The following is an 18,849-nucleotide window of genomic DNA, read 5'->3' on the forward strand; positions in this document are numbered from 1 at the left end:
TGAAACTCGCTACGCTCAAACAGTCAGGCCCGCTGATCGGTTTTGCCTGCGCTTCTCGCTCGTGTCAAAACGGGATACCAAGAGGCGCACTGTTCGGGGTTGGTAGGGTGGGGCCATGCCCCACCAACAGTGGTAAGCAATTCACTACTCACAGATGGTTGCTGGTTATCTTGAATGCCAGTAGATTTGAATGGGTTCTGATACATAGCCCGAATAGGTGCGGCAGGGCCGCACCCTACGATGCATCATGGCTTTAGGTGGGGCATGGCCCCACCCTACAGTTCCTCAAGGATTGTAATTAATCAGCTCAAAATTGTTAGTCATTACTCTCCGAGGGCAGTTCAATCTGCATAAGATTAACATCAGGTGCAGCCAGATCATTGATCAAAAGACCACGACTACTGATTGAGTAGATGTAGTTGTTCATCGTGTCATCAGTGACAATGAAACTTCTGCGGATGCCGTCAGGGTAGTACCAGTTTGAATCCCCAGCATCGGCATAGAAAATATCGTGATTGATGGAGCCATAGAGTTGGATTCCATCATCCGCAGTAACCTTGAATAGTTCCAGTCCCTTGAAGTAGTTATAGATGCCCAGTGAAAAATTCCTCTTGCTTACCGGGAGCGCCAAAATTTTCTCCTGCTCGAACCAGGTGAAAGCGTGATGGTCATCGCCTGCTTCAGAGTAGCTTCCATTACCAGCAAGATGATCAAAAAGCAGGGTTGGTTGGGAGAGATCGCTGATATCAAAAAGACTTAGTTTTAAGTCGCCTGACTCACGGCCTATGGCAAGAATTTTCTCTCCCTCTATGGGATGCAGGTAAGTAGAGAAACCGGGTACTTCAAGCTCACCCGCCACAAAAGGATTTCTCGAATCGCTGAGATCCACGGCGATCAGTGGATCGATCTGTTCAAAGGTAACCAGAAACCCTTTGTCCTGATTGAAGCGCACTGCATAGAGACTTTCCCTTGGCTTTCCCAGGCCGTCCAAATAGGCTCGTTGTGCTAACTGGTCTCCATTTTGAGCTAATGTATACAGACGGTTGTTGGTCTCCCATGTCCACCAATCCTGATTAGTTGTCACCAGCCGCAGGACGCTCTGATACTCATCCATGGCGAAATGGTTGATTAAATGGCCCTTAACTCGTCCACTTGCAAGATATTCAGGCGAAGCGCCAAGACTAAATTTGTGGATGGTGGTGGTTGGTGTTGGACTCTCGGCGCCATCCATCATTGCTCCCCAGTACCAGTATGGATCTTCTATGTTGGCAATGTAGAGGTTTTCCCGGCTGGCATAGACTGTACCTGCATTACCCAGTATCGATTGACTGCTAATGTCTGAGAGTGGGTTTTGCAGATCAAAGCCGAGAATAGTTACCGTGCCGGTTCCGTCTGGGATTTCCGGACGATAGATTGCATCGCAACCACAAATCACTGAAGTGGTGGCTTGGGTATCTGTTGAGGGGGCTATATTGTCTACCTGAATTGGCAGTATTTCTTCAATCTCGATGTTTTCACTGCTGATAGGGGCTTCATTCAGATTGATTTGTGCACGAACAATCAAGTAGACCTGCTGATCGATTCTGCGTGCATCGACATATTGTGACTCCAATACGGTCTCTCTGAGCAGGACAGGCTGTTGAGGATCAGTGATCTGCAACAAGGTGACCTTGGTCATCTGGCTAACACGGGGGGCGACCCCCGCTCCCAGGCTGTTTTCGTACTCTGGTGTGCTGTTTTGATAGAGGTCACTCACCACCCAGATAATATCTTCATAAAAAAACAGTACCCTGGGTGTGCCCTCGATTGTCGTTCTCGAAAGCTCCTCAGTCTGATCTACCGGCCAGGTTTTCAGTATTACCAAATTTCCACCGGAGAGGAGATAGGTGAAGTTACCATTGGTCTTGATGAAGTCAGCCTCATCCACGCCAACAACCTGATTATTGGTGCCGGTTACACTATTGACCGTAGGTTCAGAATCATTCTGATCGAGGGTGCTTTCAGGTACAGGTGCAGGGGACGATATGGGCGCAGAGCTAAAATCATCACCTCCACCCCAAAAGCGATCTGAGTAATTGATCAGTTCATTTTGGCGTTCATTGGTAGTGATCAAGTAGGATTTCAGATCATCACACTGGCTGAAGCGGGTCAACGGTACATCACTGAAAAGGTGGACATTGTCACTTTCAGTGGATAGTGGGACCTGAGCGAGAATGTTGTCTGGCAGTGCGAGGTCATTAACCAGTAACCCTCTCTCACTGATAGAGTAGATATAGCTGTTGTTCGCATCATCCGCGACAAAGAAACTTCTACTGACAGGTGAGGGGTAGAACCAGTTGGCGTTCTCTTGATCCTGATAAAAGATGTCGTGATCGATAGAAGCGTAGGGTTGGATACCCTCTTCAGCAGAGACGCTGAACAGCTCCAGACCATTGAAAATGTCGTCGATACCATATTCAGTGCCTGCGGTGTCGTTATTCCATTCTGTCACCGGTATCGCAAGCATCTGCTCCTGCTCAAACCAGGTGAAAGCGTGATGGTTGTAGGCCGCTTCGGTGTAGCTGCCAGCGCTGACCAGATGGTCAGATAACAGTGTCGGCTGTGAAAAATCACTGATATCGAACAGGCTCAGTTTGATGCCACTGGTATCGGTATCCTGGCCAACGGCCAGCAGCATATCTCCCTCGATCGGGTGAAGGTAGGTGGAGAGTCCGGGTACCTCCAGCTCACCGGCGACTACTGGGTTGTTGCTGTCGCTGAGATCCAGAGTGATCAGCGGATCGATCTGCTCAAAGGTCGCAACATAACCCCGTTCCTGATCAAAACGTACTGCATAGACGCTCTCCCCAGGTTTACCAAGGCCATCCAGTAGAGCCAATTCCACCAGCTGATCCTCAGATTGCTCCATTATATAGAGTCGGTTTTCAGGGTCGGCTTCGCTCCACCAGGCCTGTTCTGTAGTAACCAGGCGTAATACTCCCTGATGTTCATCCATGGAGAACTGGTTCAGTAGATGTCCATCGACACTACCCGAGGCAAGGTATTTGGGCATGGTGCCAAGAGAGAATTTGTGGATAGTGGTTGAAGGGGTTAGAGACTCTTCTCCCTCCATCATGGGTAACCAGAGCCAGTTTGAATCCTCGATACTGGCGATGTAGAGGTTTTCCTGACTGGCATAGACCATGTTGCTGTTGCCGAGAACCGTTTCGCTGGATATATCAGCAAGCGGGTTTTCAAGGTCAAAACCGAGAATTGTCAGGGTACCTGTGCCATTCGCGGTTTCAGGGTGATAGATAGCATCACAACCACAGATGGGTGAGGTTGTAGTCAGAGTGGTTGTTGAAGGTGCTCTGTTATCGGACAGCATCGGAAGCAGGTCTTCGATTTCGATATTCTCAGGGTCAGCAGTCACAGTGCTCAGTTCAAGTTGAGCAGTGACAATCAGGTAGACTTGTTGACCGATTCTGCGTGCATCAACATAGCCTGACTCCAATACGGTCTCCCTGATTACACTTGGCTGCGTGGGGTCGGTAACCTGCAACAGGGTGATTTTGGTCATCTGGTTGATGCGGGGCGCAATATCCTCAGTCAGACTCTCTTCGAATTGAGGGTAACTACCCTGAATCAGGTCGCTAACCACCCACAGGATATCATCATGGAAAAACAGTGCCCTGGGTGAGCCATCGATCTCTGTTCTCGACAGTTCCTGGCTCTGATCCGCTGGCCAGGTCTGTAAAATCGTTAAATAGCCACCAGAGAGCAGGTAGGTGGTTTCACCATCGGTCTTAACGAAATCCGCCTCATCCACACCGGCAACCTGATTATTGGTACCGGTTAAATTATTGATTGCAGGCTGTTCCGAGCCACTGGTGGGGCTGGGAGATGGTTGGTCATTCATCTCATCCAGAGTTTCAGGAGGTAAGCTCTGTAGATACTCCAGGAGTGCACTCTGTTGCTCATTTGTGCTGATCAGGTAGCTCTTCAGATCGTCGCAATGTTCGAATTTTGTCAGTTGTGTAACTTCTTGATCTGCAGGGACTTCACTATTGGCGTTATCGTCGTTGTCAGATGAGTTACAAGCAGTTAGAAAGGCTAGGAGGGTTGTTAGTATGATGGCTGAAACGCCACCTGTAATTATTTTGGACATCAATGTCTCCAGCGAGTAGTTGCGTCGATTATCTGTAAACTACAAATCTTCCAATGGCAAAATAGTAGCAAACTAGAGTGTGTGCGACATCAAGTTTTCATCAATCAAGAAAGTGCTATGAATCTCAATGACTTTTTGGCGAATCCATCTCAATGGTATGGATAAAGCTATTCTGTAAACAAATCGGAGCAGTATCTTAATGCATGTAATTTACTTAAAATTCAATGCATTGAATGCCTTGTTTTAATCTGAAAGTAGGAAAATATATCAGAAAGACTTGTGATCAGTTCCTATTGAACCTATAAAGTTACCCTGAATCATGGCTACAATGGCGCCATCAAATAACCGACAATCGTGGTTTCCTCTGGTGCCGCACAGGAAATATGGTCCTCGGAAGCCCGAATCCTTGACCTGAATGGGTTGTTTGCAACTATCACAGTTAAATTTTATCAACAGGAAATATCCATGGCTTATGACAAGATTGAGATCCCTTCTGAGGGGGAAAAGATAACCGTTGACGCGAAAGGGGTGTTGAGTGTTCCTAACAATCCCGTAATCCCCTATATCGAAGGTGATGGTATAGGCGTGGACATCACCCCTGTTATGCGCAAAGTCATCGACGCTGCTGTGGATAAGGCATACAGCGGTGAAAAAAAGATCGCCTGGATGGAGGTCTTTGCGGGAGAAAAGTCTACCCGAATCTATGATGCTGATACCTGGTTGCCTCAAGAGACCCTGGATGCAGTCAAAGAGTATGTTGTCTCCATCAAAGGCCCTTTGACCACACCTGTTGGTGGTGGAATTCGATCGCTTAACGTGGCATTACGTCAGCAGCTTGATCTCTATGTCTGTCTCAGGCCTGTGCGCTATTTTGACGGTACACCAAGCCCACTGAAGGCGCCTGAAAAAACCAATATGGTGATCTTTAGAGAGAATTCCGAGGATATCTATGCCGGAATTGAGTGGGAGTCTGGTACTGATGAGGTTAAGACACTCATCGAATATCTGCAGAACACCATGGGTGTGAGTAAAATCCGTTTTCCTGAGACTTCAGGCATTGGTGTGAAACCTGTCTCCAGCGAGGGCAGTAAACGCCTGGTGCGCAAGGCGATTCAGTATGCGATTGATAACGACCGCGATTCTGTGACCCTGGTGCATAAAGGCAATATCATGAAATTCACCGAAGGGGCCTTCAAGAACTGGGGCTACGAGTTAGCCAAAGAGGAGTTTGGTGCAGTCGAACTGGACGGTGGACCCTGGTGTACCTTCAAGAACCCCAGGACTGGCACTGAGATTACCGTTAAGGATGTGATCGCTGATGCCTTTTTGCAGCAGATTCTGCTGCGTCCGGCTGAATATAGTGTCATCGCGACCTTGAATCTCAATGGTGACTATATATCTGATGCGCTGGCAGCACAGGTGGGTGGTATCGGCATTGCGCCAGGAGCCAATCTTTCAGATACCGTAGCCATGTTCGAAGCAACCCATGGCACCGCGCCTAAGTATGCCGGTCTGGATAAGGTAAATCCGGGCTCGCTTATTCTCTCTGCTGAGATGATGCTACGTCATATGGGATGGACTGAAGCGGCTGACCTGGTTATCGAAAGTCTCGGTGCAACGATATCCGCTAAGACAGTAACCTATGATCTGGCGCGTCTTATGGATAGCCCCCAGGAGCTAAGCTGCTCTGCATTCGGGGATGCGATGATCAGCCATATGTAACCCTGGAATCCACTATTGAACATGGATTTGTTGGCAATCCCGGCATCCCCGGCAAGGCGTCGTTTACAGTTAATGGTTATTTCCTTAACAAGAGCGACAATGCAGCAGGGCTTGAACTGAGATTTTCACAAATTCATGTGGCTTTAGTGGGTTTACCCAACGGGTGAGCATAAATACCATTAATTGATGTGGTATATCATTCCACACTGCTGTCCAATTAACTTTCAATCTTCTCAGAACAACTCTGAAAGCCCCTCTCCCTTTACGGGAGAGGGGTTGGGGAGAGGGTGTACGCGAAGCGTTTGATGTGGCTGAAAGAGAAAAACTGCATTGATCGTTCATATTTATCTTGCTGATTGTTGGGGAAAATAGAGTGTTCATTCTCCCCCTCTCCCCCGGCCCCTCTCCCGCGAGGGGAGAGGGGGGGGGTTCTCCCTACCTATTTAAGATACTGATGACTTGTAAGTTTTTTCTAGCCGTGACCCTCTGCTTTGCGATGTTGTTCATATCTCAATTCTCAATCAGCAATAGAAACCAACAGTAATGAATCAGTTACAACCGTAATAGTTAAAGTAAGTGGGAGCCTGCACTCAATCTGAGGTTGGCACAATCAATAGAGGAATTTCTGAATGACGTACCAGCTGGTTGCTGGTGCTGCCATAGATCAGCTCCTTGGTCAGGCCTTTTCCATGGCTGCCCACCACAATCACATCGGCCTTAAGCTTTTCCGCCTCATCTAATATTTTTTCTGCATAGGCACCCTGTACCTGCAAGGCGGTACACTCAGTACCCAGATTTCTCAATCGCTCAGCATACTCTTGCAGGCTTTGGTGTTGCTGGTGGAAATCTTTCGCCTGTCCATCCCTTACAGCCTGGGGGCCAGGTTCATAACCTACAAAGTCGGGTTCAGGATTGGCAATATGCAGTAGCCAGAGATGGCGGGTGTCGGATTGGTCTAATAGCTGTAGTGCCTGCTCAATGACTCTCCATGATGCTGGAGAGAGGTCTATGGCAACAAGTGCGTTCATCTTGCCTGATCCTTAATAATATCAATAGCGCATCATGGTCGCTTGGATAGATCAATACTGACAGAAGTTTTGGGATAGTAGTGATGCACCATTTTTAATTGCCGACATATCAATAATAGCAATAACCAACCAGGCCATAAATATTCCGAGGTACACTAGTATGAAGCACCACGCTGGAGTGCTGGGAAATCTATCGCCTGATCAGGTGAGATCTGAGCCCATAGAGGCTCTGCTCCTGATGGCATTCAAATGATTTAATCCTACTCAGATTTAGCGCCCTCTGGCCGTAAGCTGTCGAAAAAGCGACCAAGTGCCTGACTCAATTGATCTGACCGATTGGGATCTCGCATTTCGGATTGCAGGTAGTGACGGGTAGTCGGCATGTAGAGCAGGTCACTCAGAATGCTGTTGAAAAAATCCTGTCCCACCTCGTTGTCTGCAAGACGATCCAAAAAGAGGCGACTGATCTGCTGTTCGGATAGAGACTCCCAGGCCCGGCCGGATATGGCAACGAGTATCTCGCTTCGGGAAGAAACCGGATGACTAAGGATTTTTAAAATCAATTCGTTACGATGGCTTTCTGCTGTTGATTGTGATGTTCCTCGTATCACCGCAGTTAAGATTTTGAGATCAGGCTCAGGTTGTTTCAAGGCCTCTCGTGAGCGTTTAGCGAGGGAGAGGGTCAGAGGCTTTGAAATCGACTCGTTCTCCAGACAGTGGCATAAGGCTTCCAAAGGTGCGGCAGGAAGTTCTGCAATCGCAGCAGTGATTTGCTGCTGATTGTTATCCTGAGCAATGCGGGCAGCCAAATCGGCTATGCCCTGATAACCGATAAATGACCACTGCTCCCAACCCAGGTCGCCATTGAAATAGGCATGGGCATGATCGTAGTAACGGGAGGCGGGTTTGCCCAGATTGGCAGTGAAGCGCGCGTGAAAGACCGCTAAGCGCTCCTCTTTAGGTTGAAATAGATAGGGGTTGTCCTGAATTGCGGCCTGCATTTCATCATGCTTTCCGCTGGCACCTTGACCCAGATTCTCCATCAGGCGGTGCAAAAAATCGTCTCGAGCCGCCTGCAGCAGCTTCGCTTGTTCGTCCAGGGGAAATCTGATGAACCAGATCATCGGTTCGCGGGCACTGTTTTCCTTGTCAGACAGGATCAGCGCGAACCAGGCTTGTTGCTGCAGCGGGGCAGGAAAGGGCGTTTCCGTTCGTTCAAAATTGACAAAGGTCTCCCTGGGTATGCGGGTTACCCTTCGCCCCATATCGTAGAAGTCGAGCTTCAGACCGCCAGACTCCAGGAACTCGGTAAGTGTTGATATCTGTTTCATATCCAGTCGATCAGGTGATGTTCCCAGTCGTCCGCCTCCGCTTCAGGTACCACCTTGCCATGGATGGTATGTCCACCCAGCTTCATCTTTTGGGTATCCCCACCGGATAGCAGAGGGTGCCAGTCGGGTAGATCCTTGCCCTCAGCCAGTAAGCGATAGGCGCAGCTGGGTGGGAGCCAGTAAGGATCCTCTAAATCAGCTGGTTTGAGGGTGATGCAGTTTGGTACAAGGATCGAGCGTTCCTGGTAGTGTGTGCAACGACAGTGCTCCCTGTCGAGTAGATCGCAGACGATATTGGTGAAATAGATCTCGCGGGTCTCTTCATCCTCCAGCTTTTGAAGGCAGCATTTTGCACATCCATCGCAGAGTGATTCCCACTCTTCGCGGGAGAGCTCCTGTATCGATTTGTTACGCCAGAAGGGAGTTGTACTTTTGCTCATGTAGGATTGATTACGGGAAGATTAAATGGGGCACTATCTTAGTTCAGAAAGGGGCTGAAAGTCTCATCTTTCCTGGTCTGAATTTACCATTCTGTAGATCACTTTTATGTGGCCATGTCAATACTGTTTATACACATCTAATGGCTGGGAAATGAATGATTGACAGTTTAATGAAATTATCTAAACTAAATAGTTAATAAAGCATTGTAACTATATGTAATTATTAATAATACTTTAATTGTACAGAAATTACACAATCTAAAAAGGGATCAATAACATCAAGGCTTACAGAGGAATTAAGGTGCTTTACCCACAAAGTTATCCACAGGATCTGTGGAAATATTTTACTACCATTCCCTGGTCTTTGCCGGCATTATTCAATGATATCGAGTTGAACCCAAATACCTGACCAATAATGTAGGAGATGACGGCTGTCATTTTGCTGTCACAGGATTATGGTCACGCCGCCAACATCTTATCCAATTCAGTGTAGGCAATCTTGCTCTTTGGATCCGAGAGACGTTTTCTGAAGTCCAGTAGTGAAGATAAAAGAAGAGAATTTACAGCTGATTGAGTCCTTCGCAGATGCGATCTGGATGGAGCGGGGGTTGAGCCGGAATACGCTCTCCGCCTACCAGTCTGATCTGCGAAAAATTGCGATTTGGTTGCATGACCAAAAAGGTCGCGGTTTATTGAATGCGCGGCGCGAAGATCTTCAATACTTTCTGGCAAGTCTGAGTAAGCAGGGTGTCAAACCACGTTCCAGTGCCCGAATGCTCTCCTGTTTGCGCCAGTTCTACCAATACTGTCTCCGAGAAGGCACTTTGGAGATTGACCCCAGTGTTCGGATTTCAGCCCCAAAGCTAGGGAGGCCCCTGCCAAAGTCCCTCTCAGAAGTGGAAGTTGAGGCGCTTCTGGCTGCGCCGGAAATAGAGGATCCTGAGGGTATGCGTGATCGCACCATGCTCGAGGTGCTGTATGCGACTGGACTCAGGGTTTCAGAATTGGTCGACTTGAGGCCAGAGCAGGTTAGTCTGACCCAGGGCGTAGTGCGTGTGATTGGTAAAGGGGGGAAAGAGCGGTTGGTGCCCCTGGGGGATGAGGCGCAGGGGTGGTTAGAGCGATTTTTATCTGGGGCTCGAAGTGCGCTGCTGGGTGAGAGAGTCTGTCCGCATCTATTTCCAACCCGTCGCGGACATGGCATGACCCGACAGGCATTCTGGTATCGAATCAAGAAACACTCTGTGATCGCCGGGATTAATCAAACAGTCTCTCCGCATACACTTCGCCACGCTTTTGCCACCCATTTACTGAATCATGGCGCTGACCTCAGGGTTGTGCAGTTGTTGCTTGGGCACAGTGATCTTTCCACCACCCAGATCTACACTCATGTGGCGAGGGAGAGGCTGAAATCATTGCATTCAAAACACCATCCAAGGGGCTGATCTGATTTACTAGCATATTGATTTTAAAATAACCAAATATCAATAATTAGAGCGATATTCATAATGTTAATTATAGATATGCTTTCATGCGCTCAGTAGCAGAGCGCGATGCAGAGTGATGGTTATATCTGGCATTGGGTGCTGGTTTTGATCGCAGCAGATTGATGCACTAATTCCAACAACTGTTATCGCAACTCAGACTCGAATATGGAGTTTGATGGGGCCCGCCAAAACTAATTACAGGTCTATATACGGAACCAGTTGGTGTTAACAGCGCTTAGGGATGTGGTAGAGTCGCAGCCAATTTATGCGAAATAGAGGAGCGCATTAATGCCATCTTTCGATATTGTCTCCGAGGTAGATCTGCAAGAGGTTAAAAATGCTGTGGATCAGGCAAACCGTGAAATAGGTACTCGATTTGATTTCAAGGGTGTGGATGCACAATTCGAACAAAACGACGCTGAGATCAGTTTAAAAGCAGAACAGGAGTTCCAGCTCAACCAGATGATGGATATTCTGCGCCAAAAACTGGTCAAACGCAGTGTTGATGTTGCTGTTATGGATGTTAAGGATCCCCAGACCAACCTGAATGCCGCCAGACAGACTGTTTTAATCAAGCAAGGTATAGAGACAGATGTTGCGAAGAAGATGGTCAAGGATATCAAGGCAGGTAAGCTGAAAGTTCAAGCCCAGATCCAGGGTGAACAGGTAAGGGTTACTGGCAAAAAGCGGGATGATCTACAGCAGGTTATCACACTCATGCGGCAATCTGACTATGGATTGCCCCTCCAATATCAGAATTTTCGGGATTAGAATCAATGAAATTTACGACCAAAGATCTTTCGCTCAGAGGCCTTATTCTCACTTTAGCCATGTTACCGGCGATGTTAATGTCCTCCTCTCTTCTGGCTGATTCTCTCTCCCAGGATGATGAAGAGAAGAAAATTCGCGAAGGTATGGGAAAAATTCTCAAGAGTGGCGAGATCAAAAGTATCGCGCCCAGTGAAATCAGTGGGCTATACGAAGTTATGGTGGGGCCTCAAATATTCTATGTCTCTGCAGATGGCAAACATCTATTGAGCGGTAAACTATTTGATATCGAAAAAAGAGAAGATTTGACCTCTCCAAAAATTGCCCTGGCAAAGGCGGAGTATATAGATTCGGTGGGTGAAGATAATATGGTTATTTTCTCGCCTAAGGACTATAAACATACCGTTACTGTGTTCACAGATATAGATTGTGGTTATTGCCGGAAATTGCATGCTGAAATCGAAGACTACAATGAGCTTGGTATTCGTGTGCGTTACATGATGTATCCAAGAGCTGGAGTCGGTAGTGATTCATTTAAGAAGGCGGAAGCAGTATTTTGCGCTGACGACCGAAATGAGGCGATGACACTCTCAAAAGCAGGAGAAGATGTTGACTCTAAGAGTTGTGACAATCCGGTACTTAGCCATTTTGAACTGGGCAAACTGTTGGGTGTAACGGGAACACCAGCGATTTTTCTTGAGAGTGGTGATATGTTGCCGGGTTATATTCCTGCTAAAAAAATGAGCACGATTCTAGGTAAGCTGGACATGGAAATTGCTGCACAAAGCAAAACTCAGTAACCAGAGGATTGGGGGTATTGATATAACGAATTGTCCCGGCATTCGGGACAAATTCATCCCTCTATTAATCCGGCAACCAAAAAAATCACTTTTTAAGGCTACAATAGTGCTTCCCTTGTTGAGGGCAATAACGAAGCGCAAGGGCTTTCTTCTGGTAGTCTCTAACATTTGATTTTGCAAAAGAAAGCCGGGGCGTCCCTAAAATAGCTGGTTTTTTTCCACCATTTTTGGGGAATACACAGACTCCCTCTCGTTTCTGTGAAAAATTGCCTTTCCATCCATCCATTCATTGACTTTAATCAATAAAGTGCAGACCAGGAGCGAGCTTGATTATAGAAGTAGCAATGCGTACCGATAAAGGAGTGGTACGAGAGCAAAATGAAGATGCAATTGGCGGTGATCCGGATGCGGGTCTACTGATTCTTGCCGATGGTATGGGAGGAGCCAATGCAGGTGAAGTCGCCAGCGGATTGGCTGTGGATCTCTTAATAGGCCAACTTCTTGGTAGTCAGGAGAGTGATGCCGAGTCAGAAAGGCCGGCGATCCATGAGTCGATAGTGGCTGTCAATCAGGCGATACTGGAATTGGCTCAGCAAGTACCTGAGTACCAGGGAATGGGGACTACACTCGTTGTAGGCTGGTTTAGCGAAAATGGTTTACGCTACGCCCATGTCGGTGATTCCCGGCTCTATAGGTTAAGGGATGGTAGTTTTGAGCAGTTGACGAAAGACCATACATTGATTCAGGAAATGGTTAACCTTGGTGATTTTGGCAGCATGGAAGAGGCTCTGATGGCAGGCGTTCCCACTAATGTACTTTCCAGGGCGTTGGGTTCAGAGCCAGAGGTCGAGGTTGACCTCGCCGATTCTGCAATAGAGCAGGGAGATCTCTATCTGTTCTGTTCTGATGGGTTAACTGGCATGGTGACGGATGATGAAATGCAAAGTATCCTGGAAAATGAAAAACTGGATCTAAATCAGCAGGTGGATGAACTGGTCGACTTTGCCTGTCGTTGCGGCGGTATTGATAATATCTCGGTGATACTGGCACGGCCAATGGTCAGCAGTGATTGATGATGCTTTTAGTGATGATTGAATATCTGGGTAGATGACAGTATGGAAAAACTCGTAGTTCTGAGTGACGATGAGACACCACAAGAGTTCCCGCTTGTTGATAAGCGTTTTTTAATTGGACGTGATGCAACCTGTGATATCTGTCTTGGCGATCGCTCTGTAAGTCGTCATCATGCAACCCTCTCCCGAGTTTTTCGTGGTTTTTCCATCGAAGATGAGGGTAGTACCAATGGCACTCGTGTGAATGGTAATGTGGTTACCAAGCGTTTCCTCAAACATGGTGACCTGATTGAGATCGGTAAATATAACCTGCGTTATATTGCGCAACTACCCCACCACGAAATGGAACCGGAGGACCCTGATCGAACGGTTGTCCTGAAGCCGCTGAATCGGCCAGCTGCTGAACCTGCTGAGTCTATTATAGAGACAAAACCAACGCCTCCCCCTCCCAGCACCCCGTTTTCCAATAGACCGGTGGTTACCTCTCCCGCTAAACCTCAACTAAATCCAGCTCAAGAGCCAGCAAAGCAATCATTGAAAGATGGCACTGATTCTGTCCAGGAGAGGCCAGCAAAAGTTCGCTTCCTGGATGGTGATTATAAAGGTGAGGAACGGGTGATTGATCGCTCCTTTTTCAGTGTCGGTAAACCCGGTGGAGATCTGGTGCTGATCAATAAGCGCCACAATGGCTACTTTCTGCTTAAGGTCGGCGGCGATAATACACCCATGATCAATGGCAAACCGATACGTGCTGGCGGTGTTGCACTGCAAAGGGGCGATCGAATTACACTGGGCGATTTGAACCTGGAATATCAGGATTAGATTTCACGACTCAGTTCTTATCTGACTTTTTCAGTCGAGATCACTGAAACCTCGTAGTAAAGTGAAAGGGTATAGCGATGCCCTTCCAAAAAATCTCAATCACTAACCTGACCTGCTTTTTACTGAGTGCGGTGATTTCAATCAGGAGTTACTGGGATGCTCGTGATGCATACCGATAATCACTGCTCAACAGAGAAGTAAGGCGCATACAGGATGCAAAATCGGTAGTATTTTCGAGAATGCCATGCATGATGACACCTTCCAGAAGATCTTTTCCATCCCAGCTCGGGTGGATCAACTCCGTTAAAAATTGGCTCTCTTGAGGGTGAAGTTGCTCAAATGAAAGGGCTGAGCCTTTTGGGTTAATGCGGGTTACCCGAGCTGCCAAAAGTAAGGATTCGGGCTGTCCAGGTTTTCTGAAATCCACCTTGTACCGCTCATTGTGTTTTGAGCCTGATAGAGCGTTGACAAAAATCCCTGATTTGCTGATGTCGGTAATAACCCGGATCTGTTCAACCCCATTGCTCATGGAGATTAGGGTCACCTTAAATGATGTCTTTGTTCTTGGTGTTTTTCTTGCATCCATTGATGTGACTCCGTAATAAAAGTGTCACATTTCACTGTAGGTGCCGGAAGGGTTATTAGATATGCAGGAGAATACTTGTGTTTATTAGGGTTTACCGCAAGCAGGTGTTTGTACCTTAGAGATCGTTAATCCTGTCGATCTGCAGGTGACTGGAAGTACGACATGTAGGTGCAGCCCTGCCGCACCCTTAGGCAGTTAATTCCTCGGAAATCCCACTACTCTAGAGAGAGAGGCTGTCTGTCAAACTGCTCATCTGATGGTTCTCGCTTCAGTAAGACCTAGTGCGGCAGGGCCTGCATCCAACCTCTATAGCTGATAGTAATGAGAGAAGAACAGTTCGGCTAATTCAGGTCAAACTTAGTCTTTCAGACGAAATCCAATGTCGATGGTGACCTGCCAATGAGAGACCTGCCCATTCTCTATGTGACCTCGGGTCTCCACCACCTCAAACCAGTTCATGTTAGTGATGGTCTCTCCAGCCCTTGCGATGGCATTACGAATAGCATCATCGGTACTGGTTTGGGAAGAACCGACCAGCTGAATCTTTTTGTAGACATGGTCACTCATCAAACACCTCGGTAGTCGTGTGTGGTTAAAAGGGTATAGATCCCTTATGAGGAATTCTCTTTCTCACCCAGCTTCTCTTTCAAATCATAGAGTTGCGTTAGCGCCTGGCGGGGAGTCAATTCATCTGGATCGATCTGCTCCAGTAAGCGCTCCACTTCTGAAGCTTCCGGCGTCTGTGCAGAAGTATCAAATAGCGGAAGTTGGCTCTGCTGCTGCTCTGCATGTCGCTGGGCACTGGCCTCCAGCTCCCTCAGACGTTGCCGGGCTTTCTTGATTACAGGTTTAGGTACGCCTGCCAGAGTCGCAACCTGTAAGCCATAACTCTGATTTGCCGGTCCCTCTCTCACGGCATGAAGGAAGACAATGGAGTCACCATGCTCTACTGCATCAAGATGGAGATTGGCGATCCCCGGATACTCATCCGGTAGGGTTGTGAGTTCGAAGTAGTGGGTCGCAAAGAGGGTAAAAGCACGTAAATAAGTTGCCAGTTCAACAGCACAGGCCCAAGCGAGTGAGAGGCCATCGAAGGTAGAGGTGCCACGGCCGACTTCATCCATCAACACCAGGCTCTGCTCAGTGGCATTGTGCAGAATATTGGCAGTCTCCTCCATCTCCACCATGAAGGTCGAACGTCCACCGGCCAAGTCATCTGAAGCACCAATACGGGAGAAGATACGATCGACTGGTCCGAGGTGCGCAGAAGTGGCAGGTACAAAACTACCGGCATAGGCGAGTAGGGTGATGATCGCTATCTGCCGCATGAAAGTCGACTTACCACCCATGTTGGGTCCGGTGATGACCAACATGCGTTGTTGTTGATTGAGGGTTACGCTGTTGGCTACAAATGGATCCTGGCTGACCTGCTCCACAACCGGATGTCGACCATCAACGATCTGCAGGCCTGGCTCTTCCACCAGTTCAGGACGTACCAGATTGAGGCTTTGCGCCCGCTCTGCTAAATTGCATAACACATCCAGGTGAGATAAACCCTCCGCGCACTGTTGCATAGTTGTGAGCGACTCGCACAACGCTTCGAGTAGTCGCTCATAGAGCATCTTCTCTCTGGCCAGTGAACGCTCTCTGGCACTCAATACCTGATCTTCGAACTTTTTCAGCTCTGGGGTGATGAAGCGTTCAGCACCCTTGAGCGTTTGACGCCGGACATAGTCATCAGGTGCCTTATCCGATTGACTGCGGCTGATCTCTATATAGTATCCATGTACCCGGTTATAGCTGACCTTGAGTGTTGCAATGCCGGTTCTTTCCCGTTCCCGGGTTTCAAGATCGAGGAGGAACTGGTCGGCGTTTTGTGACAGCGACCTTAACTCATCCAGCTCTTGATCATATCCCTCAGCCAGTACCCCACCATCACGGATCAGCATAGGTGGTTGTTCAATGATTGCCTGCTGCAACAATTGGTGCAGTTGAGGATGCTCACCAATCTCCATCGAGAGTGAACGGGTCAGTGGGCTGTCGAGACGTTCAAGCAGTGGTTGAAGTTGAGGCAGTATCCCCAAGGCATCACGCAGTGTGGCCAGGTCTCGGGGGCGGGCACTTTTGAGTGCCACCCGGGCGAGGATGCGTTCAATGTCACCGATACCCTGCAGGATCTCTTGAAGCTCAAGATAGAGGCCCGACTCCATCAAGGCCTGGATCGTGGCATGGCGATTGGCCACCGTCTCCCGCTCGCGTTGCGGTTGACTGATCCAGCGTCGAAGCTTGCGACTCCCCATTGCAGTCACGGTTCGATCCATGATCCCGGCCAGGGTATGTTGAGGTTGTCCGCTGAGGGAGTGGACCAGTTCAAGATTGCGTCGTGTGGCTGCATCGATGATGACGCTGTTTTCCCTATGCTCCACCTGCAGGCCACGAATGTGGGGTAGGGCGCCGAACTGGGTCTCTTCGACATACTGCAACAGACAACCTGCAGCACCAACAGCCAGGGGGTGATCCTGACAACCAAAGCCACCCAGATCCCGTGTGCCAAATTGACGGGTCAGCAACTGCTCTGCGGAGTCGATATCGAAGTGCCAGACAGGTCGTCGGGTAGTGCCGCAGTTCAGCTTGAGAGTCTCGGGTAGGGTGGAGTCCTCTTCCAACAGAACCTCTGCCGGTGTAAGGCGCTCCAGTTCACCGCTCAATGCCTCCAGGGTTGTCAGTTGCTGAATAGTGAATCGACCACTGGCCAGATCCAATGCGGCGAGGCCGACTCCCTCTTTATATTCATTTACCGCAACCAGCAGATTCTCACGTCGCTCCTCAAGCAGGGCTTCATCCGTGAGGGTGCCAGGGGTAACGATGCGCATCACCTTGCGCTCGACAGGGCCTTTGGAAGTCGCCGGGTCACCAATCTGTTCGCAGATCGCTACAGACTCACCCTGTTTAACCAGGCGTGCCAGGTAACCTTCAGCGGCATGATAAGGGACACCCGCCATTGGGATGGGTTTGCCCGCCGATGTGCCCCGTTTGGTGAGGGTGATGTCGAGCAGTCGAGCCGCCTTCTCCGCATCGGAAAAGAAGAGTTCGTAAAAATCCCCCATGCGGTAAAAGACCAGCATGTTGGGATACTCCCCCTTGATGCGTAAGTACTGCTGCATCATCGGGGTATGTTGAGATGTAGTGGCTTTGGCCATCAGATGGGATAGGGGTTATTCAAAGGCGTAGTGTTTTTCCACATCTTTGAGAATCTCCCAGGTGCATTTCATCCCAGCCGGAAAGGTCACCAGATCGCCTCGGCCAAACTCCTGGGGTTCACCACCTTCAGGTGTAACGACGACCTTACCGCGTATGAAATAGCAGACTTCAGTCTGGTCATAGCTCCAATCGAAGGTAGAGACCTCTTTGCTCCAGATAGGCCAGTCATAGACCCCCTGGATCTCCAGTTTCATGGAGGATGGACGGTGTTCGCAGAGTATTTTCTGTTCGGTCATGGTGTCATTCGATAGGGTTATTGTGTGACGGCGAAAATCAGACCGGAGAGTTTAACCTGAAACAGGGGGTCAGGTTAACTCTGGAGGCTATTGCGTTTATCAGTTTCAGTAGAGATTCACAGAAAATAGAGCGGCCAGGTGCGCCAGGGGCGGCACCCTACGTTGGTTTGGATGGTTGCTATTGGTGCTCCAGGGGCGGCACCCTACGTTGGTTTGGATGGTTGCTATTGGTGCTCCAGGGGCGGCACCCTACGTTGGTTTGGATGGTTGTTATTGGTGCGCCAGGGGCGGCACCCTACGTTGGTTTGGATGGTTGCTATTGGTGCGCCAGGGGCGGCACCCTACGTTGGTTTGGATGGTTGTTATTGGTGTGCGAAGGTCGGCACCCTACAATCATTCTTCGTAGGGTGCGGCCCTGCCGCACCAATTTATGGGGCTAGAGATGATGTTGGTTTCTGCCTGATCTCTTTAGCCGTGGTATGGTTTGATTCTCTTTTAATTGCCAAGGAGTGGCGATATGTCTGATTACCGTCGTTGTTTTGTTTCTGGTGGTACCTATTTCTTTACCTTAGTGACCTTTGAACGTCGGCCTCTGTTTGCTGATGCCCTAGCTCGCCGTTGTTTGCGTGAGGTGATGGTTTTTGTGCAGCAGAGGAACTCTTTTTCAATGCCGGGGATTTGTCTGTTGCCGGATCATTTACATTGTATCTGGACCTTGCCAGCTGGGGATGAAGATTTCAGTTTACGGTGGAATATGGTGAAGGGGTTATTCTCGAAGCGGTTTCGGACTCGGGGTGGTCAGGTTGGTATGGTTGGTGCCTCCAGGCATAAGCGAAGGGAAGTAGGGGTCTGGCAGCGTCGGTTTTGGGAACATTTGATTTCAGATGAGGGGGATTATCAAAGACATTTAGATTATTTACATTTCAATCCGGTTAAGCATGGGCTGGTTGGACGAGTGGTGGATTGGCCTTGGTCGAGTTTTCATCAGTTTGTTGAGGCGGGTGTCTATCCGGCGGATTGGGGTGGTGGGGATGTTTGTGGATCGGTGTTTACTACAGTTGGGGAGTGAGGGATTTTGTGGGGGGGTGGTGGTGGTGTTTTTTGGTGCGCCAGGGGCGGCACCCTACTAAATTCCCGTGTAGGGTGCC

The 18,849-nt window shown here is 48.8% G+C and carries 16 protein-coding genes; 8 read left to right on the forward strand and 8 right to left on the reverse strand.

Features of this window, described 5'->3' with window-relative positions; translation table 11 throughout:
- Nucleotides 1-316 precede the first annotated feature (316 nt).
- Nucleotides 317-4,147 carry a beta-propeller domain-containing protein gene (locus AC4IE7_RS07485; RefSeq protein WP_490776197.1) on the reverse strand — a complete coding sequence of 1,277 codons (3,831 nt, stop codon included), beginning with the start codon at nt 4,145-4,147 and terminating at the stop codon, nt 317-319.
- 465 nt (nt 4,148-4,612) lie between these two features.
- Between AC4IE7_RS07485 and icd the strand changes: the two genes are divergently transcribed.
- The gene (gene icd / locus AC4IE7_RS07490) at nt 4,613-5,869 is read left to right on the forward strand and encodes an NADP-dependent isocitrate dehydrogenase (RefSeq protein ID WP_490776198.1); all 1,257 of its coding nucleotides are present in this window, start codon (nt 4,613-4,615) and stop codon (nt 5,867-5,869) included.
- Between the two features lie 590 nt (nt 5,870-6,459).
- Here icd and AC4IE7_RS07495 read toward each other — a convergent pair.
- The 3 genes from AC4IE7_RS07495 to AC4IE7_RS07505 all read right to left on the reverse strand — a co-directional run bounded on the left by AC4IE7_RS07495 (nt 6,460) and on the right by AC4IE7_RS07505 (nt 8,668).
- A complete protein-coding gene (locus AC4IE7_RS07495; protein ID WP_490776199.1) occupies nt 6,460-6,897 on the reverse strand; it encodes a universal stress protein in 438 nt (145 codons plus the stop codon).
- Nucleotides 6,898-7,157: 260 nt separating this feature from the next.
- Nucleotides 7,158-8,228, reverse strand: coding sequence for a DUF3549 family protein (locus AC4IE7_RS07500; protein WP_490776200.1), 1,071 nt, complete (start codon nt 8,226-8,228; stop codon nt 7,158-7,160).
- Entirely contained in the window at nt 8,225-8,668 is a 444-nt protein-coding gene (locus AC4IE7_RS07505; protein ID WP_490776201.1) for a YcgN family cysteine cluster protein, read from the reverse strand. The genes AC4IE7_RS07500 and AC4IE7_RS07505 overlap by 4 nt, the downstream gene beginning before the upstream one ends.
- A 545-nt stretch (nt 8,669-9,213) precedes the next feature.
- Here AC4IE7_RS07505 and xerD point away from each other — a divergent pair.
- From xerD to AC4IE7_RS07530, 5 genes are all read left to right on the forward strand, one after another.
- Nucleotides 9,214-10,113 (forward strand): site-specific tyrosine recombinase XerD, encoded by a 900-nt coding sequence (gene xerD, locus AC4IE7_RS07510; protein ID WP_490776212.1) that lies wholly within the window; start codon nt 9,214-9,216, stop codon nt 10,111-10,113.
- 330 nt (nt 10,114-10,443) lie between these two features.
- Entirely contained in the window at nt 10,444-10,926 is a 483-nt protein-coding gene (locus AC4IE7_RS07515) for a YajQ family cyclic di-GMP-binding protein (protein ID WP_490776202.1), read from the forward strand.
- Nucleotides 10,927-10,931: 5 nt separating this feature from the next.
- Nucleotides 10,932-11,723, forward strand: coding sequence for a DsbC family protein (locus AC4IE7_RS07520; protein WP_490776203.1), 792 nt, complete (start codon nt 10,932-10,934; stop codon nt 11,721-11,723).
- A 326-nt stretch (nt 11,724-12,049) separates the two neighbouring features.
- On the forward strand, nt 12,050-12,796 hold the full coding sequence (locus AC4IE7_RS07525) for a Stp1/IreP family PP2C-type Ser/Thr phosphatase (RefSeq protein WP_490776204.1): 747 nt from the start codon (nt 12,050-12,052) through the stop codon (nt 12,794-12,796).
- A 42-nt stretch (nt 12,797-12,838) separates the two neighbouring features.
- Nucleotides 12,839-13,618, forward strand: a complete 780-nt coding sequence (locus AC4IE7_RS07530) for an FHA domain-containing protein (protein WP_490776205.1) — start codon at nt 12,839-12,841, stop codon at nt 13,616-13,618.
- Between the two features lie 148 nt (nt 13,619-13,766).
- Here AC4IE7_RS07530 and AC4IE7_RS07535 read toward each other — a convergent pair whose 3' ends face one another.
- The 4 genes from AC4IE7_RS07535 to AC4IE7_RS07550 all read right to left on the reverse strand — a co-directional run bounded on the left by AC4IE7_RS07535 (nt 13,767) and on the right by AC4IE7_RS07550 (nt 17,701).
- Nucleotides 13,767-14,204, reverse strand: a complete 438-nt coding sequence (locus tag AC4IE7_RS07535; protein ID WP_490776206.1) for a PilZ domain-containing protein — start codon at nt 14,202-14,204, stop codon at nt 13,767-13,769.
- 357 nt (nt 14,205-14,561) lie between these two features.
- Nucleotides 14,562-14,771, reverse strand: a complete 210-nt coding sequence (locus AC4IE7_RS07540) for a dodecin (protein WP_490776207.1) — start codon at nt 14,769-14,771, stop codon at nt 14,562-14,564.
- Nucleotides 14,772-14,815: 44 nt separating this feature from the next.
- Nucleotides 14,816-17,371, reverse strand: coding sequence for a DNA mismatch repair protein MutS (gene mutS, locus AC4IE7_RS07545; RefSeq protein WP_490776208.1), 2,556 nt, complete (start codon nt 17,369-17,371; stop codon nt 14,816-14,818).
- Nucleotides 17,372-17,419: 48 nt separating this feature from the next.
- Nucleotides 17,420-17,701 (reverse strand): cupin domain-containing protein, encoded by a 282-nt coding sequence (locus AC4IE7_RS07550; RefSeq protein ID WP_490776209.1) that lies wholly within the window; start codon nt 17,699-17,701, stop codon nt 17,420-17,422.
- 138 nt (nt 17,702-17,839) lie between these two features.
- Between AC4IE7_RS07550 and AC4IE7_RS07555 the strand changes: the two genes are divergently transcribed.
- Together AC4IE7_RS07555 and AC4IE7_RS07560 are read left to right on the forward strand one after the other, a co-directional pair.
- A complete protein-coding gene (locus tag AC4IE7_RS07555) occupies nt 17,840-18,226 on the forward strand; it encodes a hypothetical protein (protein ID WP_490776210.1) in 387 nt (128 codons plus the stop codon).
- Entirely contained in the window at nt 18,219-18,770 is a 552-nt protein-coding gene (locus AC4IE7_RS07560; RefSeq protein WP_490776211.1) for an REP-associated tyrosine transposase, read from the forward strand. The genes AC4IE7_RS07555 and AC4IE7_RS07560 overlap by 8 nt, the downstream gene beginning before the upstream one ends.
- Nucleotides 18,771-18,849: the final 79 nt, after the last annotated feature.

This window comes from Candidatus Thiodiazotropha sp. AKAK3 (genome assembly GCF_058244645.1).